We start from the raw sequence: 3,009 nt of genomic DNA, 5'->3' as shown, positions 1-3,009 counted from the left end.
AATGGACAGGGAATGCGATCGCCCATAACACATTCAGAAATTTCCCTTGAGAAGGTTCAGGGGTTTGGTGGATAGGGATTATTCGGAGCAATCACCTTTTACCTTGCTCAGAATTTTCCCTTGAGAAGATTGGGGAGACTAATGAATGAGATAACCAAGTGCGATCGCCCTTTACCAGGTTCAGAAATTTCCCTTGAGAAGATTGAGTAGGTTAATGGACAGGAATTACCGAGCGCAATAGCATCCTTTACCTTGCTCAGGGTTTTCCCTTGAGAAGATTGGGGAGACTAATGACTACGGGATAACCAAGTGCGATCGCTCTTTAGCAGGTTGAGAAAATTCCCTTGAGAAGATTAGGGGAGGTGAATGGATGAACGTTAATCACTACGATCACTCATTATCACGTTCAGAATTTTCCCTTGAGAAGATTGGGCAGTTTAATGGATGGAGATTACCCAAAGCAATAGCGTCCTTTACTAGGTTCAAAATGTTCCCTTGAGAAGATTCAGTAAATCAGGGATTGGGCAGTGCGATCGCTCATGACCCCATTTAGAATTTTCCCTTGAGAATACTAAGGAGGTTAATGGATAGGAGGTGCGATCGCCCGTAACACATTCAGAAATTTCCCTTGAGAAGGTTCAGGGGTTCGGTGGATAGGGATTATTCGGAGCAATCACCTTTTACCGTGTTCAAAACTTTCCCTTGAGAAGGTTGGGGAGCTGAATGGATGAACCTTTCTCACTGCGATCGCCCTTCACCAGGCTCAGAGTTTTCCCTTGAGAAGATTGAGTAGGTTAACGGACAAGAATTACCGAGCGCAATATCGCCCTTTACTGGGTTCAGAAATTTCCCTTGAGAAGATTGGGGAGACTAATGACTATGGGATAACCAAATGCGATCGCTCTTTAGCAGGTTGAGAAAATTCCCTTGAGAAGATTAGGGGAGGTGAATGGATGAACGTTAATCACTACGATCACTCATTATCACGTTCAGAATTTTCCCTTGAGAAGATTGGGCAGTTTAATGGATGGAGATTACCCAAAGCAATAGCGTCCTTTACTACGTTCAAAATGTTCCCTTGAGAAGATTCAGTAAATCAGGGATTGGGCAGTGCGATCGCTCATGACCCCATTTAGAATTTTCCCTTGAGAAGATTCAGGAGGTAAATGGACAGGGAATGCGATCGCCCGTAACACATTCAGAAATTTCCCTTGAGAAGGTTCAGGGGTTTGGTGGATAGGGATTATTCGGAGCAATCACCTTTTACCGTGTTCAAAACTTTCCCTTGAGAAGATTCGGCAAGTCAGGGATTGGGCAGTGCGACCGGTCATGACCCCATTTAGAATTTTCCCTTCGGAAGATTGAGGGGTTTTATGGACAGGAGGTGCGATCGCCCGCAACACATTCAAAACTTTCCCTTGAGAAAAATGGGGAGGATAGATGAGGATTACCTACTGCAATTAAGAATATCAGTAAGCATCCCTAAAGTTTTGTAAATACATTTGTTTAGACTCCTTCTCAGTCCATCGCGACACAAACTGTAAATCAGGAACATTAACAAAATGATTAAGAATTGAGTAATTATTAGTTATCTCACTAATTACAGTAGCAACTTTCTTACAACAGCTATGAGGATATCTGGCGACTTGCTCCTCAGCAAAACGAATAACAATCCACCCACGCTCATTAACAAAATGATTATTTCTATCCAATTCTGTTCGTAATCCAATGAAATGAATTGGAGTACCATCGACTGCATAAGGTTCATCTAACTCAATATCAATATACATTTGTATATCGAGGTCAATATATGCAAAATCAGGGGTATAAGGAAAGCCTTGCCATCTTGGATTTTGAACTTTCAGTTGCGTATGAATTTTGCCAGGAAAGTAATGTATTAGGTGCTTACCAAATTCTCTTTCTCTTTTACCGATACGGGCATCACTATTATCACCATCATGTGATTTTGTTTCCCTTAATAATTGTAATAGACAATTAAAGTAGTAGTCTGCTATTCTCTCAGGAGTTCTAGCCACTTGAACTGTCTCTTCATACAGCTGTTGTTCACGTCTATACTGTTCAAGTCTTAATGGATAAAAATTAATATTTTGTCTATGTAACTGCATTCTTTTGTTGTATATCTGGAGTTGTCTTCCATAGCTTTCAAGATTACGCTTGTACTCTTGTCTGAGATAATAGAAACAAGTCTGATATGATATAAAAAATAGTATTGGAATAAAAAGTAACCACCATGATTGAGAAGTTAAATAAATAAATAAAGCAGATAAAAGAGTAGCTACAATAAGAAAAATTTGTATTGACATGTTACTTCGAGGTGCAGGTCTGGGTTCTTGAGGTCTTACTGGTGGATTTCCTGGTCTTATAGGTTCTATTGGTGCTGGTGGTACTGGTGGTAGAGCTAACTTTAGCTCCTGGATTCTTTCCGGAATCAGAATAACTGGATATTGATTCATGAATTGGTTAAAAAAGCTGAAATTTGTGCCTATTATCTGAATTTAATCTATAGTGACTATGTTTTTATCAAAGATATTTAGTTTTTAGAACTAAGATTAATTGATAGAGCTTAGCATTTCAAACCATCTTTAATAGTTTACATGATAAACGACAAAATTCAATTTAGAGTAAGCAAGCAAGTTAGCTACTCACATAAAACTTAGTGTTAGTTTCAAAGTTAGTATTTTTGTCCTTACAAATGCGATAACTCACCAAGACATAAAAAATTGGGATGGTTAGTCGGAAGTGCGATCGCTATCAAATCTAAACTTTTACAACTGCCAAAACTACTGATATAGCTTACTAATCCCATCCGCCATTAACTTAATTTGTTCCTGAATCTCCAATGGTTGTACAACCTTAACTTTATCTCCAAAACCAATAATCCAACGTCTGAGGTCTATATCCTCAATACTCCAACATGGTAAAGTTAGTTGGCAACAATAAGGATACTTAGAATCTTCTGTTAGTGATAAAACAAATATCGTCTCCCCT

3 protein-coding genes are annotated in these 3,009 nt (G+C 38.9%); all 3 read right to left on the bottom strand.

Annotation, left to right across the window (positions count from 1 at the left end):
- Positions 1–1,088 precede the first annotated feature (1,088 nt).
- A complete protein-coding gene (locus ASL19_RS17840; protein ID WP_161808585.1) occupies positions 1,089–1,256 on the bottom strand; it encodes a hypothetical protein in 168 nt (55 codons plus the stop codon).
- A gap of 213 nt (positions 1,257–1,469) precedes the next feature.
- Positions 1,470–2,474: a hypothetical protein gene (locus ASL19_RS07590; protein ID WP_057177874.1), complete on the bottom strand. Its 1,005-nt coding sequence runs from the start codon at positions 2,472–2,474 to the stop codon at positions 1,470–1,472.
- Between the two features lie 327 nt (positions 2,475–2,801).
- The coding region (locus ASL19_RS07585) for a WYL domain-containing protein (RefSeq protein ID WP_152980407.1) at positions 2,802–3,009 on the bottom strand (208 nt) is incomplete at its 5' end.

This window comes from Cylindrospermopsis sp. CR12, from assembly GCF_001432185.1.
Lineage (GTDB): Bacteria > Cyanobacteriota > Cyanobacteriia > Cyanobacteriales > Nostocaceae > Raphidiopsis > Raphidiopsis raciborskii.
Note: the sequence above shows the minus strand (reverse complement) of the source record. Positions and strands in the feature narration are given on the sequence as shown.

Bases quoted from the DNA above. Each gene is read 5' to 3' on its own strand.
- ASL19_RS07590 (WP_057177874.1), bottom strand. From the start codon at position 2,474: ATGAATCAATATCCAGTTATTCTGATTCCGGAAAGAATCCAGGAGCTA.